The sequence below is a fragment of the Pseudoxanthomonas sp. LjRoot143 genome (assembly GCF_964252945.1).
Lineage (GTDB): Bacteria > Pseudomonadota > Gammaproteobacteria > Xanthomonadales > Xanthomonadaceae > Pseudoxanthomonas_A.
Genome location: NZ_CAXUPM020000001.1, coordinates 804,569 through 822,225, shown reverse-complemented (window position 1 = coordinate 822,225; position 17,657 = coordinate 804,569). Strand labels below are relative to the sequence as shown.

At 66.9% G+C, this 17,657-nt stretch carries 18 protein-coding genes and 1 pseudogene; 9 read left to right on the top strand and 10 right to left on the bottom strand.

What is annotated here, in order from left to right:
* Positions 1-62: 62 nt before the first annotated feature.
* Positions 63-1,676, bottom strand: a complete 1,614-nt coding sequence (gene murJ, locus ACSQ1W_RS03885; RefSeq protein WP_436041724.1) for a murein biosynthesis integral membrane protein MurJ — start codon at positions 1,674-1,676, stop codon at positions 63-65.
* A gap of 127 nt (positions 1,677-1,803) precedes the next feature.
* Between murJ and rpsT the strand changes: the two genes are divergently transcribed.
* Together rpsT and ACSQ1W_RS03875 are read left to right on the top strand one after the other, a co-directional pair.
* Positions 1,804-2,073, top strand: a complete 270-nt coding sequence (gene rpsT, locus ACSQ1W_RS03880; RefSeq protein WP_062355047.1) for a 30S ribosomal protein S20 — start codon at positions 1,804-1,806, stop codon at positions 2,071-2,073.
* A 159-nt stretch (positions 2,074-2,232) separates the two neighbouring features.
* The gene (locus tag ACSQ1W_RS03875; protein WP_436041723.1) at positions 2,233-2,805 is read left to right on the top strand and encodes a hypothetical protein; all 573 of its coding nucleotides are present in this window, start codon (positions 2,233-2,235) and stop codon (positions 2,803-2,805) included.
* A 55-nt stretch (positions 2,806-2,860) separates the two neighbouring features.
* On the opposite strand, the gene cgtA is transcribed toward ACSQ1W_RS03875, so the two are convergent.
* The 3 genes from cgtA to rplU form a co-directional block, all read right to left on the bottom strand.
* Positions 2,861-3,913, bottom strand: a complete 1,053-nt coding sequence (cgtA, locus tag ACSQ1W_RS03870) for an Obg family GTPase CgtA (RefSeq protein WP_436041722.1) — start codon at positions 3,911-3,913, stop codon at positions 2,861-2,863.
* Between the two features lie 118 nt (positions 3,914-4,031).
* Positions 4,032-4,292: a 50S ribosomal protein L27 gene (gene rpmA / locus ACSQ1W_RS03865; protein WP_062355042.1), complete on the bottom strand. Its 261-nt coding sequence runs from the start codon at positions 4,290-4,292 to the stop codon at positions 4,032-4,034.
* Positions 4,293-4,304: 12 nt separating this feature from the next.
* Entirely contained in the window at positions 4,305-4,613 is a 309-nt protein-coding gene (rplU, locus tag ACSQ1W_RS03860) for a 50S ribosomal protein L21 (protein ID WP_062355039.1), read from the bottom strand.
* A gap of 420 nt (positions 4,614-5,033) precedes the next feature.
* Here rplU and uvrA point away from each other — a divergent pair, with 420 nt between their 5' ends.
* Both uvrA and ACSQ1W_RS03850 read left to right on the top strand, forming a co-directional pair.
* Positions 5,034-7,985 carry an excinuclease ABC subunit UvrA gene (uvrA, locus tag ACSQ1W_RS03855; protein WP_436041721.1) on the top strand — a complete coding sequence of 984 codons (2,952 nt, stop codon included), beginning with the start codon at positions 5,034-5,036 and terminating at the stop codon, positions 7,983-7,985.
* Positions 7,982-8,401, top strand: a complete 420-nt coding sequence (locus ACSQ1W_RS03850) for an acyl-CoA thioesterase (protein WP_062355033.1) — start codon at positions 7,982-7,984, stop codon at positions 8,399-8,401. Before uvrA ends, ACSQ1W_RS03850 begins: the two co-directional genes overlap by 4 nt.
* 109 nt (positions 8,402-8,510) lie before the next feature.
* On the opposite strand, the gene ACSQ1W_RS03845 is transcribed toward ACSQ1W_RS03850, so the two are convergent.
* Positions 8,511-8,954, bottom strand: a complete 444-nt coding sequence (locus ACSQ1W_RS03845; protein ID WP_436041720.1) for a copper chaperone PCu(A)C — start codon at positions 8,952-8,954, stop codon at positions 8,511-8,513.
* Between the two features lie 38 nt (positions 8,955-8,992).
* Between ACSQ1W_RS03845 and ACSQ1W_RS03840 the strand changes: the two genes are divergently transcribed.
* Positions 8,993-9,769, top strand: a complete 777-nt coding sequence (locus tag ACSQ1W_RS03840; RefSeq protein ID WP_436041719.1) for an enoyl-CoA hydratase/isomerase family protein — start codon at positions 8,993-8,995, stop codon at positions 9,767-9,769.
* A 6-nt stretch (positions 9,770-9,775) separates the two neighbouring features.
* Here the strand turns inward: ACSQ1W_RS03840 and ACSQ1W_RS03835 are convergent, their stop codons facing one another.
* The 4 genes from ACSQ1W_RS03835 to ACSQ1W_RS03820 form a co-directional block, all read right to left on the bottom strand.
* A complete protein-coding gene (locus ACSQ1W_RS03835) occupies positions 9,776-11,107 on the bottom strand; it encodes a substrate-binding domain-containing protein (RefSeq protein ID WP_436041718.1) in 1,332 nt (443 codons plus the stop codon).
* Between the two features lie 68 nt (positions 11,108-11,175).
* Positions 11,176-12,033 carry a sulfurtransferase gene (locus tag ACSQ1W_RS03830; protein WP_436041717.1) on the bottom strand — a complete coding sequence of 286 codons (858 nt, stop codon included), beginning with the start codon at positions 12,031-12,033 and terminating at the stop codon, positions 11,176-11,178.
* Positions 12,030-12,839 carry a CoA pyrophosphatase gene (locus tag ACSQ1W_RS03825; RefSeq protein WP_436041716.1) on the bottom strand — a complete coding sequence of 270 codons (810 nt, stop codon included), beginning with the start codon at positions 12,837-12,839 and terminating at the stop codon, positions 12,030-12,032. Before ACSQ1W_RS03825 ends, ACSQ1W_RS03830 begins: the two co-directional genes overlap by 4 nt.
* Positions 12,840-12,940: 101 nt before the next feature.
* Positions 12,941-13,642: an FKBP-type peptidyl-prolyl cis-trans isomerase N-terminal domain-containing protein gene (locus tag ACSQ1W_RS03820; protein ID WP_213605251.1), complete on the bottom strand. Its 702-nt coding sequence runs from the start codon at positions 13,640-13,642 to the stop codon at positions 12,941-12,943.
* A 166-nt stretch (positions 13,643-13,808) separates the two neighbouring features.
* On the opposite strand from ACSQ1W_RS03820, the gene ACSQ1W_RS03815 reads away from it, so the two are divergent.
* The 4 genes and pseudogenes from ACSQ1W_RS03815 to ACSQ1W_RS03800 all read left to right on the top strand — a co-directional run.
* Positions 13,809-14,591, top strand: a complete 783-nt coding sequence (locus ACSQ1W_RS03815) for an enoyl-CoA hydratase/isomerase family protein (RefSeq protein WP_192269474.1) — start codon at positions 13,809-13,811, stop codon at positions 14,589-14,591.
* Between the two features lie 21 nt (positions 14,592-14,612).
* Positions 14,613-14,972, top strand: coding sequence for a hypothetical protein (locus ACSQ1W_RS03810; protein WP_436046092.1), 360 nt, complete (start codon positions 14,613-14,615; stop codon positions 14,970-14,972).
* The gene (nth, locus tag ACSQ1W_RS03805; protein WP_436041715.1) at positions 14,969-15,634 is read left to right on the top strand and encodes an endonuclease III; all 666 of its coding nucleotides are present in this window, start codon (positions 14,969-14,971) and stop codon (positions 15,632-15,634) included. Before ACSQ1W_RS03810 ends, nth begins: the two co-directional genes overlap by 4 nt.
* 68 nt (positions 15,635-15,702) lie before the next feature.
* Positions 15,703-15,804 (top strand): annotated as a pseudogene (locus ACSQ1W_RS03800) (endonuclease III); the annotation flags it as partial.
* A gap of 163 nt (positions 15,805-15,967) precedes the next feature.
* Here the strand turns inward: ACSQ1W_RS03800 and ACSQ1W_RS03795 are convergent.
* Complete coding sequence (locus tag ACSQ1W_RS03795; protein ID WP_436046091.1) at positions 15,968-17,539, bottom strand: M28 family metallopeptidase; 1,572 nt, start codon at positions 17,537-17,539, stop codon at positions 15,968-15,970.
* Positions 17,540-17,657: the final 118 nt, after the last annotated feature.

Genomic DNA, 17,657 nt, shown 5'->3' with positions numbered 1-17,657 from the left:
TGCGCCAGGCGGCGGATCCGGGATGTTGCAAGACCTTGAAGTATAGCCGGCCCTGCCCGTCCTCAATGCCCACGCAGGTCACGCGGCCGAATGCCCTGCAGGTACAGCAGAGCGGCATACAGTCCGCCACCGGCACCGACCATCACCGCCAGCCGCCAGCCGCGCTCCCACCAGGCCCACGGGGTCCATTCGACCCAGACGAAGCGGAACGCCAGCACCACCAGCGTCATCGCCAAGGTGGCCAGCACGATCTGGCGCAGGAACCGGGCCCAGCCCGGCTGCCGGCGATAGACGCCTGCCTTGCGCAGCAGCCAGGCCAGTTGCAGCGCGTTGACCCAGCCGGCGATGGCGATGGCCAGCGCCAGCAATGCGTGGGCGCCCTGGACCTGGCCGAGCGCGGCCTTCAGGTCGCCGCCCGCGGCCTGCAGGGCCTGCCGGCCCGGCTCGGTGCCGTAGAGCATCGCTGCGAAGAACAGCACCGTACACAGCGCGTTGGTCAGCACCGCCACCACCGCCGCCTTGACCGGCGTGCGGGTGTCCTGGCGCGAATAGAACGCCGGCGCCAGCACCTTCACCAGCAGGAACGCGGGGATGGCGATCGACTGGGCCATCAGGCTCCAGCTGGCCATCTGCACGTCGGTGGCGCCGAAGCGGCCGTACTGGAAAAGCGTCGACAGCAGCGGCTGGGCGCACAGGATCAGGCCGGCGCAGGCCGGCAGGCCGATCAGCAGGCAGAGCCGGAAACCCCAGTCCAGTCCCTTCGAGTAGCCCTCGGGATCGGTCTCCGCGTGGCGGCTGGACAGGTGCGGCAGGATCACCGTGCCAATGGCGACACCGAACATGCCCAGCGGGAACTCCAGCAGGCGGTCGCTGTAGTACAGCCAGCTGACGCTGCCGCTGATCAGCAGCGCGGCGACCCAGGTGTTCAGCAGCAGGTTGAACTGCGCCACCGAGGAGCCGAACAGCGTGGGCACCATCAGGGTCAGGATCTTGCGCACGCCGGCGTGGGCGGCATCCAGCTTCGGCCGGGGCAGCAGGCCCAGCCGGAACAGCGACGGCAACTGGAACCCCAGCTGCAGCAGACCGGCGATGAACACGCCCCAGCCCAGCACCATCACCGAACTGCTGAACCACGTTTGCGCCGCGAAGGCCGCCGAGATCATCGCCACGTTCAGCAGGATCGGCGAGAGCGCCGGGATGGCGAAGCGCTGGTAGCTGTTGAGGATGGCGCCGACCAGCGAGGCCAGCGAGATGAACAGTGCGTAGGGGAACGTGACCCGCAGCAGGTCGGTCAGCATCGCCATCTGCGCGTCGTCGAAGTTCGGCGCGATCAGGCGGGCGATCTGCGGCGCCAGCAGGATGACGACGGCCGTCAGCAGCAGCAGCACGGCGGCCAGGGTGCCGGCGACCCGGTCGATCAGGGCCTTGACCTCCCCGGCGCTGCGGGTGGCCTTGTACTCGGCCAGAACCGGGACGAAGGCCATCGAGAACGAGCCCTCGGCCGACAGTCGCCGCATGAAGTTGGGGATGCGGAACGCCACGAAGAAGGCGTCCATCATGCCGCCGGCGCCAAAGACGTGGGCGTAGACCTGGTCCCGGACCAGTCCGGACAGGCGAGACAGGAAGGTCATGGAGCTGAACACGGCAGCGGACCGCAGGAGCCGATTGCCGCTCATCGCCCGCCCTTTGCCCGGGGATGACCCAGGTTGACGCAACCTATTGAATGCCCCATAATTTCCGGCTCAATTACCCGTCTTCCGTTCACCCCCTGAATTCTCTCAGGTATTCATCAGGAATCCCACTGTGGCCAATATCAAGTCCGCCAAGAAGCGCGCCAAGCAGACCGTCGTGCGCAATGCGCGCAATGCCGGTCAGCGTTCGATGCTGCGCACCGCTGTCAAGAAAGTCCTGAAGGCGCTCGACGCCAATGACGCCGCCGGCGCCCAGGCCGCGTTCGTGTCGGCCCAGCCGATCCTCGATCGCCTGAGCTCGCGCGGCCTGATCCACAAGAACAAGGCTGCCCGCCACAAGAGCCGCCTGAACGCCCGCATCAAGGCCCTGCAAGCGGCCTGATTCACGGCGGTACGCAACGCGAAGACACTGGGAACCCGCCGAAAGGCGGGTTTCTTTTTTGGCCTGCTCGCCCCCCATTGACGCATATCCCCTGCCCCGGTTCTGATGCGCACGCCTCGCCAACCGGAGAGGCAGGGGGAATTCAACAAGGGGAACACGATGAAACTGCTTCGTGCGACGGCGCTCGCCGTCCTGTTGGCCACCGCGTCGATGTCGGCACAGGCCGGCAAGATGACCAAATCCAATGAACCGCTGACGCTGGAACCGGACAAGGCCGCCGTCGTCTTCATGCGACCGGGCAAGTTCGTCGGCGCCGCCGTCGCCGTGCCGCTGTTCGACGTGACGGGCGACGAGACCAAGTTCATTGGCATCCTGGATGCCGGCAGCAAGGTGGCCTACCAGGTGCCGGCGGGCGAGCACGTCTTCATGACCACGGTCTTCGGCGGCGATGGCGGTGTGCGCTTCTACAAGGCCAACGTGGAGGCCGGAAAAACCTACTACTTCCGCGCCCACATCATCGACGGCATCTGGGGACTGTCGCCGGTGCACCAGGACGCGTTCGCGGGCAAGGACTTCGCCGGATGGGACAAGGGCACGCAGCTGACGATCAACAGCCCCAAGTCGCTGGAATGGGGCCAGGCCAATCTGGAAAGCGCCACCCAGCGCCACAAGAACCTGGAGCCGCAGGTGATCGCCGATTCCGCCTCGCTGCGCGCGGAGGATGGCCGCTGAGGCCCACCGCCTCCCGGTAAAGAAAAACCCGCCAACCGGCGGGTTTTTTCTTGTCTCAGCCCTCGCGGGCCGCCTCGTCCGCCTCTTCCTTCTGGCGGTCGAAGAAGGCCATCACGTCCTTCATGATCGGCCAGGTACCTTCGCGCGAGATGGCGGAGACCTGGAACCATGGCTGCGTCCAGCCGAGGCTGGCGATGATCTGTTCGGCGCGCTCCTTGGCTTCGTCCTCGAACATCAGGTCGGCCTTGTTGAGCACCAGCCAGCGCGGCTTCTGCAGCAACTCAGGATCGTGCTTCTCCAGCTCGCGCTCGATCGCGCGGACCTGCTCGACCGGATCGACGTCTTCCACGCCGCCTTCCATCGGCGCCATGTCCACCAGATGCAGCAGGATGCGGGTGCGCTGCAGATGGCGCAGGAACGTCGCGCCCAGGCCGGCGCCGTCGGCGGCGCCCTCGATCAGGCCCGGGATGTCGGCGATGACGAAACTGCGATGGGCTTCGACGCTGACCACGCCCAGGTTCGGATACAGCGTGGTGAACGGATAGTCCGCCACCTTCGGCGTGGCAGCCGACACGGCACGGATGAAGGTGCTCTTGCCGGCATTGGGGAAGCCGAGCAGGCCGACGTCGGCGAGCAGCTTCAGTTCCAGCTTCAGCAGGCGCTCTTCGCCCTCCTCGCCCGGGGTCGCCTTGCGCGGCGCACGGGTGATGGAGCTCTTGAAGTGCATGTTGCCCAGGCCGCCCTTGCCACCCTTGGCCACCAGCAGGCGATCGCCGTGCTGGGTGAGGTCGCCGATCACTTCGTCGGTACTGACGTTGGTCACCACCGTGCCCACGGGCACCGTGATGGTCAGGTCTTCGCCAGCCTTGCCGTACATCTGCCGGCCCATGCCGTTCTCGCCGCGCTGCGCGCGGAACTGGGTCTGGTGGCGGAAGTCGACCAGCGTGTTGAGGTTCTCGTCGGCCTGCAGCCAGACGCTGCCGCCGTTGCCGCCGTCACCCCCGTCCGGGCCACCCAGCGGAATGAACTTCTCGCGGCGGAATCCCACGCAACCGTTGCCGCCGTTGCCGGCGCCGACCTGGATTTCTGCTTCGTCTACGAGTTTCATGGGATTGGACTGGGGTAAAGAAGAGGAAGGATGGAACGGATGCGGGATCGAAAAACGAGCGCCGCAAACGAAAAGCCCCGCACGCGGCGGGGCCCTTCGCTCGGCGTGTGGGGAAGCCTCAGGCTTCCGCGACCACGCTCACGGTACGGCGCTTCTTGGCGCCCTTGACCGAGAACTCGACCTTGCCGTCGACCAGCGCGAACAGCGTGTGGTCGCGACCCAGGCCGACGCCCGGACCCGGATGGAACTGGGTGCCGCGCTGGCGGATGATGATGTTGCCCGCATCGATCGCCTGACCACCAAAGACCTTGACGCCCAGCATCTTCGGATTGGAGTCGCGGCCGTTGCGCGAGGAACCTACGCCTTTTTTGTGTGCCATGACTGCTTCTCCTTACTTGGTGATGCCGGTGATTTCGATTTCGGTGTAGTGCTGCCGATGACCCTGGCGCTTCATGTGGTGCTTGCGGCGGCGGAACTTGATGATGCGGACCTTGTCGGCGCGGCCATGGCCGACGACCTTGGCGGTCACGCTGGCGCCCTTCAGGGCGTCGCCCAGGCTGATGGTCTCGCCATCGCCCAGCATCAGGATGTTGTCGAAGGTGATCTCGTTGCCGGCTTCGGCCTCGAGTTTCTCGACGCGGAGCGTCTCGCCCTTCATCACGCGGTACTGCTTACCGCCCGTGACTACGACTGCGTACATGTGGATTCCTTGGTTTCTGTAGTTATTTTCTGGAGCCTGCCCGCCATCGAGGGCGAACAGAAGCGGAATTGTAGTGGATTCATGGAGTTAGGGTCAACCCTGACCTGACTCGCCCGTCCCGGGCGCCCGCGCCGCGCGCCTTTACGGACAGGGTTCGTCCGCAATGCGGCGCAGACTGACCTCGATGGCGCCCCTCGTCGGCGCCTCTTTTCGGGGCGCCCCATTGTAAATCAATGACTTGACTGGATCTTCCCAGCGATGCCGCCCGTGCTCGCCCCGACCGGACGCGGCACCGACGGCCACGTCCCGGGACTGACCGGCCGCCTACCCGACCCCACTGCTTCGCTGGCAATGGCGCTATTTGCCCCCACCTAGGCAGATCGCTACGCTTCCTTGTTCGCTTTCCGGATCCCCCACCCGATGGCCATGGACTTCATCCGCATCCGCGGAGCCCGTACCCACAACCTCAAGAACATCGATCTCGACCTGCCACGCGACAAGCTGATCGTGATCACCGGCCTGTCCGGTTCCGGCAAGTCGTCGCTGGCGTTCGACACCATCTACGCCGAAGGCCAGCGCCGCTACGTGGAATCGCTGTCGGCGTATGCGCGGCAGTTCCTGTCGGTGATGGAGAAACCCGACGTCGACCACATCGAGGGCCTGTCGCCGGCGATCTCGATCGAACAGAAGTCGACCAGCCACAACCCGCGTTCGACCGTCGGCACCATCACCGAGATCTACGACTACCTGCGCCTGCTGTATGCGCGCGTCGGCCAGCCACGCTGCCCGGACCACGGCTATCCGCTGGAAGCGCAGACGGTCAGCCAGATGGTCGACCAGGTGCTCGCGCTCGACGGCGAACAGCGCTACATGCTGCTGGCGCCGGTGATCCGGGAGCGCAAGGGCGAGCATGCGCAGGTGTTCGACCAGCTGCGCGCGCAGGGCTTCGTGCGCGTGCGCGTCGATGGCGAGCTGTACGAGATCGACGCCGTGCCTGCACTGGCATTGCGCCAGAAGCACACCATCGAAGCGGTGATCGACCGCTTCCGTCCGCGCGAGGACCTCAAGCAGCGTCTTGCCGAGAGCTTCGAGACCGCCCTGAAGCTGGGCGACGGCATGGTCCAGGTGATGTCGCTGGACCAGCCGGACGCCGCACCGCTGCTGTTCTCGTCGAAGTACTCCTGCCCGGTCTGCGACTACTCGCTGCCGGAACTGGAGCCGCGCCTGTTCTCGTTCAACTCGCCGGTCGGCGCCTGTCCGACGTGCGACGGCCTGGGCGTGGCGCAGTTCTTCGATCCTGCGCGCGTGGTCGTGCATCCGGAGCTGTCGCTGGCCGCCGGCGCCGTGCGTGGCTGGGATCGCCGCAATGCCTACTACTTCCAGCTGATCGCCTCGCTGGCCAAGCACTACCAGTTCGACACCGATGCGCCCTGGCAGTCGCTACCTGAGAACGTGCAGCAGGCCGTGCTGTACGGCAGCGGCGAGGAAGTCATCACCTTCACCTATCTCACCGAATCGGGCGGGCGCACGCAGCGCAAGCACCGCTTCGAAGGCATCGTGCCGAACCTGGAGCGTCGTTACCGCGAGACGGAATCGCCGGCGGTGCGCGAGGAACTGGCGAAGTACATCAGCGACCGTCCCTGCCCCGACTGCCAGGGAGCGCGTCTCAACAAGTCGGCGCGCAACGTGTTCGTCGCCGATCGTCCCCTGCCGTCGCTGGTCGTGCTGCCGGTGGACGAAGCGCTGGCGTTCTTCCGCAGCCTCGACCTGCCCGGCTGGCGCGGCGAGATCGCCGCCAAGATCGTCAAGGAAATCGCCGAGCGCCTCGGCTTCCTGGTCGACGTGGGCCTGGATTACCTGACGCTGGAACGCAAGGCCGACACGCTGTCGGGTGGTGAAGCGCAGCGCATCCGTCTGGCCTCGCAGATCGGTGCCGGTCTGGTCGGCGTGATGTACGTGCTCGACGAACCGAGCATCGGCCTGCACCAGCGCGACAACGAGCGCCTGCTCGGCACGCTGACGCGCCTGCGCGATCTGGGCAACACAGTGATCGTGGTCGAGCACGACGAAGACGCGATCCGCCTCGCAGACTATGTGCTCGACATCGGCCCCGGCGCGGGCGTGCACGGCGGTGAGATCGTCGGCCAGGGCACGCTGCAGGACCTGCTGGAGGCGCCGCGTTCGCTGACCGGCCAGTACCTGTCCGGCAAGCGCCAGATCGAAGTACCGAAGGCACGCCACAAGGCCAACCCGAAAATGACGCTGCACCTGCGCGGCGCCACCGGCAACAACCTGAAGGATGTGGATCTCGACATTCCGTCCGGCTTGTTCACCTGCATCACCGGCGTGTCGGGCTCGGGCAAGTCGACACTGATCAACGACACGCTGTATTCGCTGGCCGCCAACGAAATCAACGGCGCTTCGCACAAACCCGCCCCGTACCGCGAGGTGACCGGCCTGGACCTGTTCGACAAGGTCGTCGACATCGACCAGTCGCCGATCGGGCGCACGCCACGTTCGAATCCGGCGACCTACACCGGCCTGTTCACGCCGTTGCGCGAACTGTACGCGCAGGTGCCGGAAGCGCGCGCGCGTGGCTATTCGCCGGGCCGTTTCAGCTTCAACGTGCGTGGTGGCCGCTGCGAAGCCTGCCAGGGCGACGGCCTGATCAAGGTCGAAATGCACTTCCTCCCGGACGTGTACGTGCCCTGCGACGTCTGCCACGGCAAGCGCTACAACCGCGAGACGCTGGAGATTCTCTACAAGGGCTACAACATCAACGACGTGCTGGAAATGACGGTCGAAGACGCACTGGCCCTGTTCGAACCGGTGCCGTCGATCGCGCGCAAGCTGGAAACGCTGGTGGATGTCGGCCTGAGCTACGTCAAGCTCGGCCAGAGCGCGACCACGTTGTCCGGCGGCGAAGCGCAGCGCGTGAAGCTGTCGAAGGAGCTGTCGCGTCGCGACACCGGTCGCACGTTGTACATCCTCGACGAACCGACCACCGGCCTGCACTTCCACGACATCGAGCACCTGCTCGCCGTGCTGCACAAGCTGCGCGACGACGGCAACACCATCGTGGTGATTGAGCACAACCTGGACGTCATCAAGACGGCGGACTGGGTCGTGGACCTGGGGCCGGAAGGCGGACACCGTGGCGGCCAGATCCTGGCCACCGGCACGCCCGAGGACATCGCGGCACATCCGGATTCGCATACGGGTCGCTTCCTCGCCAAGCTGCTGCCCGCCGCCAAGGCGCCGAAGCCGACCAAGCCGGCCGCGGTTGCCAAGCCCGACGTGCTGCCGCCGCGCAAATCCGCCACGAAAGCGGCCAAGACCACCAAGACCACGACAAAGAAGGCCGCACGATGAGCGACGCACACGACACCGGCCGCAAGTTGCTGGCGAAGATCCCGATCAGCGTGCGCTGGCGGGACATGGACAGCATGGGCCACGTCAACAATGCCAAATACATCTCGTACCTGGAAGAGGCACGCGTGCGCTGGATGCTCACCGTGCCGGACGTGTCGATGACCGACCGCATCGCGCCGGTCGTCGCCGCCAACAACATCAACTACAAGCGGCCGCTGACATGGCCGAACGATGTGGTGGTCGAGCTCTATGTCGACCGGCTGGGCACCAGCAGCGTCACCATCGGCCATCGCATCGTGTCGGCCAAGGACGACAGCGTGCTCTATTCGGACGGCAACGTCGTGGTCGTCTGGATGGATACGCAGACCGGCCAGAGCGCGGCATTGCCTGCCGCGATCCGCGCAGCATCGGAGTAACCACAGGAAGCGTCGTGGGGTTGTGGGAGCGACGCAAGTCGCGAGCTCTTCTCTTAGCCTCGGGAAAAGCTCGCGACTTGCGTCGCTCCCACACCACGTTCCGCGGACATCAGGGCGCGCTCTTGCGCGCCTCGAAGACCACCGGCAGCGAACGGCCATCGGCCAGTTTCAGCGTGATCACCGGCTTCTCGCCTGCGGCCAGCGGCTGATAGGGCCCGTGCAGCATTAGGTGCAGCCCGCCCGGCTTCAGCTCGGCGGCTTTTCCGGGCGCGATCGGCAACGCGGCCACTTCGCGCATGCGGCTGACGCCGTTCTCTTCGCGTGTTTCATGCAGCGACACATCGTCGAAGGCGAGGCTCTCCGCGCCGACGACGCTGACCGGCGTCTTGCACGGATTCTCGATTCGGGCGAATCCGGCCATCATCGGCATCGCGACCGGCGGCAGGCGTATCCAAGCCGCCTTTGCGACGGGCAGGCATTCCGCTGCGAGGGCCACGCCCGGCGACGAAAGCAGCAGGACGGACAGGCAGAGCGTTTCGATGCGACGGTTCATGCGCCTATGATACTGGCCAGACTTCAGGGAGCGGATGAATGACGGGCCTCATCGAAACCACCGACCACGGCGACATCCGCGAGATCCGGCTGGCGCGGGCACCGGTCAATGCGCTCAACACCGACCTGTGCCGCGCCCTGATCGATGCCCTCAACGCAGCGCTCGACCATGGCACGCGCGGCATCGTACTGGCCGGCAATCCGAAGATCTTCTCGGCCGGCATGGACGTGCCCTACCTGCTGTCGCTCGGCGACGACCGCCATGCCCTGCTTGATGCGTGGCAGGCGTTCTTCGGCGCGGCACGCACGCTGGCCGAATCGCGTGTGCCGGTGGTGGCCGCGATCACCGGTCATGCCCCGGCGGGTGGCTGCGTGCTGGCGCTCTGCTGCGACTACCGAGTGATGGCGCGCAGCCCGGATCCGGCGCGTCCCTTCGCGCTCGGACTGAATGAAACGCAGGTGGGGCTGGTGGTGCCGGAAGGCATCCAGCGCCTGATGCGCCGCGTCGTCGGCCCCTATCGCGCGGAACGCCTGCTGGTCGCAGGCGAGATGGTTCCGGCGGAACGCGCGCTCGAGATCGGGCTGGTCGATGAACTCGTCGGCCAGGAAGAGGTGACCACACGCTCCGTCGCATGGCTGCAGCAGCTGCTGCGCCTGCCGCACCATCCGATGCTGCAGACGCGCACGCTCGCCCGGCGCGACCTGGTCGAGGCGTTGGACCCTGCGCTGATCCAGCTCGAACGCTTCGTCGATGCCTGGCATGCGCCCGATACGCAGACCGCGTTGCGGGCGCTGGTGGACAAGCTGAAAAAGTAGGCCGCGTCAGCGCAACCAGACCTCGACGCGTTCGTTGCGGGCGCGTGCGTTGATCCCGCCGATGGACACCAGGGGGCGCGCATCGCCCAACCCTATCGAGCGCGCCACCGGAATGCCCTGCCTGACCAGATGGTCGGCAACGATGTCCGCGCGCTCGTTGCTCAACATGGTCGGCAGCAAGCGGTTGCCCGGCGCGTGGTCCGCGAAGCCCACCACCACCACCGACTTGCCCCGGTTCTGCGGCAACCGCATGAACGCGACCAGCCGTTCCATGTCGGACGCGCTGCGGCTTTCGAACAGCGAACTCAACGAGCCCATGTTGAACCGCAGGCCCAGGGGAATACGCGTCGCGCCGGCCACGGCGTCGCGATAGGCGGCCCCACCCTGCAACCGCCCCGGCTGGACTGCGGGACGCAGCGTCATGGACTGCAGGCCTGTCGATTCGACGGCCTGCTGGCCCTCGCGACCGATGGCATACAGGGCCAGGCTGCGACCCAGCGCGGACATCAGCGGTGCGCCGTACAGGCGGTAGCGGCGCAGCAGCGGATAGTCCTCGCTGGCCACGTTGAGCCGCGTCGGCTGCACCGGCACGCCACCGTCGGTGACGGCCAACGTGCGTGTGCTAGGTGGAATACGCGTGGCCAGCTCGACGATCGCGAGCGCACCCGGATCGTCCGCTACGACGCGCGCGGCCTGCCACAGGCGTGGATGTGCAAGAACGGCGGCAGCCGGTTGCCCTGCCATCACGCGCTGATCGAGGAACTCGCGGCTGCCCCCGCGGACGGGTCCACCGTGCACCTGGATCGGCGCATCGGCCCCGCCGAGCTGCGCCCAGTTGCGGATGCGGCCGGCGGCGACCTCACGCAGCTGCGCCACGCTGATCGAGCGCACGGGATTGCGCGCATCGACCACCACGGCCAGACCATCGAGCGCGATGGAGAACTCCTGCTCCGGCGACGACAGGTCGCCCAGCTGCCAGCCGGCATCGCGCTCGGCCGCCGACGGCGCACGCGCCATCATCGCCAGTTCGGCCTCGCCGTCCACCAGTGCCTGGAAGCCGACAGCGGAGCCCCGTCGGTCGATCTCCACGATGAGCGGCTCGCCATCGCGGACGGCGGCGATCTCGGTGCGGTCGACACCGACGTTCCGCCGTTCGATGCGGATGTAGCCGATGGAACCCAGCCAGGCCGTGACGATGCGCGGCATCACCTCGGCGCCGACCGTATTGGAGCCGCGGATGCGCAGGCGTTCGACCTCTGCATCCTGGGCCGTCGCGGGAGAAGCAACGCAGGACAATGCCGTCGCCACACAGGCGACAGTTAGAAAACGCTGGAACACGGATCACCCCCTGATGAAGCGCGGGAGCGTGACGTGTACGGATGACAGGGCCATGACGGCCCGCCGGATCAGTCGCCGCGCGCCACCGGATGCGCCGGATCAGAGATCCAGCCGCTCCAGGAGCCCGGATAGATGCGCGCACCCTGCAGGCCCGCATGTTCGAAGGCGAGCAGCAGATGGCAGGCGGTCACGCCTGAGCCGCACATCAGCACGGTGTTCGCGGGGGACCGGTTCCCCAGCAGCGCCGCCAGCTCCGTGCGCAGCTCGTCAGCCGACTTGAAGCGACCGTCCCGCAGGTTCTGCGCGAACGGACGGTTGAGTGCGCCGGGAACATGCCCGGTGACCGGATCGATGGGTTCGACATCGCCACGGAAGCGTTCGGCGGCCCGCGCATCGATGAGCCAGCCGCTGTCCGCGTCCAGCCGCGCGAGGATGTCCGGCGCATCGACGAGTTGGCCGGCGTCGAAGTGCGATGGATACGCCGCAATGGGCGAACGCGCGGCAACCTCGGAAGTTTCCTCGCCTCCCGCTGCGCGCCACGCCGCCAGGCCGCCGTCGAGTACCGCCACGCGGACATGACCGAGCAGCTTCAGCAGCCACCACAGACGAGCCGCCGCCATGCTGCCGTCGCCCGCGTCGTAGACCACCACCTGATGCGACGGCCCGATGCCCCACTCACCCAGCTTGCGGGTGAACGCCCCTTCGTCAGGCAACGGATGCCGGCCGGCACCGACCTTCGACAGATCCGACAGGTCAAGATTGAGGTCGGCGTAAACGGCACCCGTCAGATGCGATTCCGCGTAGGCATGGCGACCGGCTTCCGGCGCCGCGTTGAGCATGACGAAACGGGCATCGACCAGCCGCAATTCCGGATCGTCGAGGGCGTTGGACAACGCAGCAGCATCGACAAGGGTCGTCCAGTTCATGCAAGTTGCTCCAGCCGTTGCCGCAGGTTGAACAGGATGGCGGCGGTTGCGCCCCAGATGCGCTGCCCGGGCCATGCGTATTCGAGCACCACACGCCGCCGCCCGCGATAGTCGACCTCGACGCGGCGCAGGTTGTCGGGCGACAGCAGGTAATCGAGCGGAACCTCGAACACGTCGGCGACTTCGTTCGGCTCGGGCACGGGCACGAATGCGGGATCGATCAGCGCAACGACCGGCACCACGCGAAACCCGCTGATGGTGGTGAAGGGGTCCAGGAAGCCGAGCGGCTCGACCTGCGACGCCGGCAAGGCGATCTCCTCGTAGCTCTCGCGCAGTGCCGCTGCGACCGCGTCGGCATCGGAGGGCTCTACGCGGCCACCGGGAAAGCTCACCTGTCCCCCGTGATGGCGCAGGCCATCGGTACGGCGTGTCAGCAGCACCTGCGTGCCGTTCCCGCGCGGGACGAGTCCCGCCAGCACCGCTGCCTCGGCCAGCGGGCCCGGTGGCAGCAGGTCGATCAGCTCGTCATGGTTCCAGCCTGCCGCGCTCGGCACGTCGCCCAGCGGATGCAGGGCGCGACGCAGGTGCCCGCCCTCGCGCAAGCGCGGCTCGAGCGCGAACGGCGCGCGCGCGTGTTCGCGCGCAGGCAGCACATGCTCCATCAGACGCAGGCGTTCGTCATCGTTCATCTGCGACCAGCGCGCGATTTCGGAAGTGGTGCGGAGGCAGCCTTCGCACAGCCCGTCGTCGTCCAGCGTGCAGACGCCGATGCACGGACTGAGCACGGCGCGGAATGCGGTATTCATTTCTTCTGGCACCTGCGGAGGGTAGCGCGGAAACGCCACCCGGCGCTGAAAAGCACTGCGCCGGCACAAGGCCGGCGCAGGGGATGTAACGACTGCTGGAATTACTTGACGCTGACCAGCTTGATCTCGAACACGACGGCCACGTTCGGCGGGAAGCCGGTGCGCGGGTCGGCGCCATAGGCCTTGTCCGGCGGCAGCGCCACTTCCCACTTGGCACCGGCCGGCATCTGCAGCAGCGCCTCTCGCATCGCCGGCATCTCGACGGCGCTGATCTTCAGGTCCTTCATCGGCTGCGGCGGACGGGCTTCCGCCGGACGCTGGCCGAACGGATACGGACCGGACACCAGCAGCTCGACCGTGCTGGCCTGCGTCGGCTTCGCACCGGTACCGTTCTCCATCACCTTGTAGGGCACGCCACTGGCCAGCGTCTTCACGCCCGCCTGGCCCTTGTACTGGGCGATGAACTGGTCGCTCTTGGTCTTGTTCTCGCCGGCGACCTTGTCGTATTCGGCCTTGGCCTGCTGGGCGCGGGACTGCTCGCGCTTCTGGAAGGCTTCCAGTGCCGGCTTCAGCTGGTCGGCCGTCAGGGCCGGCTGCTTCTTGGCGTAGGCGTCCTGCAGGCCCTTCACCACGGAATTGATGTCCAGCTGCTCACCACGTGCGGTCAGTTCGGCAAGGTTGTTGCCGTAGTCGTAACCGAAGTAGTAGCTCAGCTTGCCTTTCTCGGACGAGACGTCCTGGGCCAGGGCGCTACCGGCCATGGCGAATGCCGCAACAGCGACCGCAATCGAACGCAACTTCATCAACACACTCTCCGAAGATAGGGCGACGGCGGCATACCGTCTGGAATGGACGCGCTAGGATAGCCGCCGGGGCGCTTAACCGCCACTGACGACAGGCGGCTCTGACCGGGCCTTGTCGGCAGAGTTCCGATTTCACTCAAAATTTACAAAAATCCCCGGAAAACCCATGTCCGAACGCCTTGTCCTTGTCGCCGACGACGCCGGCATCCGCCGCATCACCGTCAACCGTCCCGACAAACTGAATGCCCTCAATGCCGACACCCTGGACGCCCTGCAAACGGCGTTCGACGAGGCGGCGGCCGATGCCGCCGTGCGGGTCGTGGTGCTCACGGGTGCCGGCCCCAAAGCCTTCGTCGCCGGCGCCGACATCGCCGAGATGGCGGACCTGCGCCCGACCGAGGGCCGGGATTTTTCGTTGCGCGGCCAGAAGCTGATGCGCACCATCGAGACGCTGCCCAAGCCCGTGATCGCGATGGTCAACGGCTTCGCCCTGGGCGGCGGACTGGAACTGGCGATGGGCTGCCACCTGCGCATCGCCGCGGACAGCGCCAAGGTCGGCCAACCGGAAATCAACCTGGGCCTGATCCCGGGGTTCGGCGGCAGCCAGCGCCTGCTGCGCCTGGCCGGGCGGTCCGCCACGCTGGAGTTGTGCCTGCTCGGCACGCCGATTACGGCCGAGCGCGCACTGCAGCTGGGCATCGTCACCCGCGTGGTACCCGCGGCGGAGCTGGAGGCCGAAACCCTGAAGATCGCCACCCAGCTCGCCGCCTCGGCGCCACTCGCGCTGCGTGCGACGCTCGACGTGGTCAATATCGGCGGTGAGTGCGGCATCGAGGAAGGCCTCCAGTACGAGAGCGCGCAGTTCGGCCTGATGTTCGCCACGGACGATATGCGCGAAGGCACGCGCGCCTTCGTCGAGCGCCGCAAGCCTGCCTTCACCGGCCACTGAAGCGCGGCGATACGCGTGACCATTCCGTCCTGCCCTCGTTGCGACCAGGCGCGTGCACTGCATGCCCTGCTTGTAACCAGTGACGTCGATGCCGCGATCAAGGCAGGACTGATGACCTTCCAGGCCTGCGGCTCCGCAGACGACCGCATTGCTGAAGTGATGCAGGTGCAGCAGCGCCTGCGCACGGCATGGGACGCACGGGAACGCTACCGTCAGCGCGAGGCCAGGCTGGCGCGGCGCGCAGAGGAACGGGACGCGCGCCGGCTGAAGGCCACCGAGCTGACGGACAGTGTCCAGCCTGCTCGCCCTGCCCTGCCGACCGGTGCCGCCGCGATCCTTGCGCGCGCCAAGGCGAAGGCGGCCGAGAGGATGAAACCATGACGCCAGCCCCCAGGCGCAGTGCGACGCTGAGTCGCACCGAGGTCGTCGAGCTGTTCTCGCGCCTGCGCGAACTCAATCCCAAGCCGACCACCGAACTGGAGTACCGCACGCCGTTCGAACTGCTGGTCGCGGTGACGCTGTCGGCGCAGGCGACCGACGTGGGCGTCAACAAGGCGACACGGCGGCTGTTCCCCGTGGCCAACACGCCTGCCGCGATCCTCGCGTTGGGCGAGGATGGGCTGAAGAAGTACATCTCGACCATCGGCCTGTTCAACGCGAAAGCGAAGAACGTCATCGCCACCTGCCGGATCCTGATCGACGAACACGGCGGCGACGTACCGCGTTCGCGCGAAGCGCTGGAAGCGCTGCCCGGTGTCGGCCGGAAGACCGCGAACGTGGTGATGAACACCGCGTTCGGCGAACCGACCATTGCGGTGGACACGCATATCTTCCGCGTTTCCAACCGCACCGGCCTGGCGCCCGGCAAGGATGTGCGCGCGGTGGAGGACCGGCTGCTGAAGGTGGTGCCGGCGGAGTTCATGCTGGATGTGCATCACTGGCTGATCCTGCATGGCCGCTACGTGTGCAAGGCCCGTAAACCGGATTGCCCGCAATGCGTGATCCGCGACCTTTGCCGGTTCAAGGAAAAAACGGCCGCCTGATGCGGTGGCATCGTCTGCCGCGGGCGCGGCCTCGTTTCAGAGGGCGCCGATGGGCTGTTGCGGGCCGGCTCATCCTGCACGGCCGTTACGTCTGCAAGGCCCGTAGACCGGATTGCCCGCAATGTGTGATCCGCGCTCTTTGCCGATTCAAGGAAAAAACCGCCGCTTGATGCGGCAGGACCATCTGCCGCCGGCGCGGCCTCGTTGCGAAAGGCGCACACATGCTGTTGCGGGCCGGCGCGCAAGCCGGACTGTCCGCAGTGCGTGACCCACGATCTCTGCCGGTTCAAGGAAAAGACGGCGGCCTGACGCCGCCGCCTGTTGCGTCAACGCTTACTGCGCGTCCCGCTCGATGAAGGGTTTGCGCGGCAGCCGCTCTTCGCGCATCGCCGCGTGGTACGCGAACGAGGCGATGATCGCCGCGGCCTGCTTCAGGTCTTCCGGCACCACGTGGTCGTAGGTGTCCAGGTGGGTGTGGTGCACGTGGGTGAAGTAGTCCGCCGGATCCTGCACGAACTGGAAGCCCGGCAGGCCGACGCGGTCGAACGAGATGTGGTCGGTGCTGCCGGTGTTGCGGGTGGTGACGATGCTCGCGCCGAGGTCGTTGAACGGCTCCAGCCACGCCTTGAAGATCGGCACGGCTGCATGGTTCTCCTGCGCATAGATGCCGCGGATGCGGCCGGTGCCGTTGTCGAAGTTGAAGTAGGTCGAGAAGCGGTCGTAGCCGCGCCGGCGTTGCAGCGGACCGGTCCCGCGCTGGTAAGCGCGCGGCAGTGCCTTCTGTTCCGGATCGGTCGGTTCCGGATAATCGGCCATGTGCTTCGCGACGTAGCCCGCGGATCCATGCAGGCCCTGCTCTTCGCCACCCCACAACGCCAGGCGGATCGTGCGCCGCGGTTTCGCGCCGATCGTCTTGAGGATGCGCATGGCCTCCATCATCACGACCACGCCGGCGCCGTTGTCGCTGGCACCGGTACCGGTATGCCAGGAATCCAGGTGCGCGCCGATGATCACCACTTCATCCGCCTTCCCACTGCCAGGGATCTCGGCGAAGGTGTTGGTGGCGGGCAGATCCTGTTCGCTGGTGAACGCGGAATCCACATCGATGCGCAGGCGCACCGGCTGCTTGCCCTGCACCGCACGCACCAGCGGGTTGTAATGCTCGGCCGGCAGGACCAGTTCGGTCACGCCGACGGGTTCGCCGGCCTTGCGCGCGCCACCGCCGGTCGCGCGGATGATGCCGTTGTCCCAGGAGCTGATCGACAGCGTGGCCAGCACGCCCTCCTCGGCGAGGAAGGTGTTCAGCGCCTTGCTCAGTGCGGTCCGCTTGCGGTACTCGTCCAGGCGCTTCTGTTGCGCGTCGGGCGCAGCATCTTCCGGCGTCGGGAAGGTCTGCAGCTCGCCCAGCTCGGCGGCGGTGTAGCGGCGGAAATCGGTCTTCTCGGACGGTTTGTAGGCGCGCGCCTCGTCGACCAGCACGATGCGTCCGCGCAGCTTGCCGCGCTGCTTCTCGATGTCCTCCAGCGTCTTGAACGATGCCAGCACCACCTCGCCTTCGACCGGACCGTCGGTCCCGCGCGTCCATGCCTTCGGCAGCGCATGCACCGGCAACTGGCGCGGCGACAGCATTTCCACGCGCGACGCGCGGAACGCCCAGCCGCGGCCGAATGCCGGGTCGTAGACCTCGTCGTGGACGTTGGACAAGCCCCAGCCGGACAGCTTGCCGCGCGCCCAGGCGCTGGCCTGCGTGTAGTTGGGCGAGTTGGTCAGCCGCGGCCCGATGGTCTCGGTCAGCTCCTTCAGGTTCGCGGCGGCCTGCGAGCGATGGAGCGCCTCGCTACGGATCTTCGCCACCATGTCCAGGTCGACCGGCTCGGCGGCCCGTACCGGCCCCGCCATCGACATCCCCGCCCACAACGCCACCGCTGCAACACACGCCAAATGCTTCACCACGCCCCCTGGTTCTGGAAGGATCCCCATCCCTCGGCCACAGGGACAGGTGCCCGGGCCGTCCCCCAGTGTC